Annotated in this window: 1 protein-coding gene; it reads left to right on the top strand. The window is 47.0% G+C overall.

All coding sequences use genetic code 11. The features are described from left to right. Positions 1-434: collagen-flanked surface repeat-containing protein (locus tag ACTHTY_RS12140; protein WP_440367880.1), on the top strand; the 434-nt coding region annotated here is incomplete at both ends.

Raw genomic sequence — 434 nt, 5'->3', positions numbered from 1 at the left:
AAAGGCGACAAAGGCGACAAAGGCGACAAAGGCGATAAAGGTGACACTGGTGAAAAAGGTGGCAGCATCACAGGTGAAGTTGTAGATAATGGTGACGGTACCCATACAATCACTATTACTGATCTTGAGACCGGTACAGTCACTACTACCATCGTTAAAGACGGTAAAGACGGTGTAGATGGTAAGAATGCTAAAGCCGACGTTAAAGACAACGGCGATGGTACTCACACTGTAACCATCACTGATGGCGAAGGTAATACCACTACTACTATCGTTAAAGACGGTAAGAACGCTGAAGCCGACGTTAAAGACAACGGCAACGGTACTCACACTGTAACCATCAAAGACGGTAACGGTAATACCACTACTACCATCCTTAAAGACGGTGCTACTGGCGACAAAGGTGACACTGGTGCAACCGGCGCTAAAGGCGA

The sequence above is a fragment of the Neisseria sp. P0019.S002 genome (assembly GCF_051957155.1).
Lineage (GTDB): Bacteria > Pseudomonadota > Gammaproteobacteria > Burkholderiales > Neisseriaceae > Neisseria > Neisseria perflava.
The sequence above is the reverse complement of the archived record's forward strand: the minus strand, read 5'-3'. Positions and strand labels throughout refer to the sequence as shown.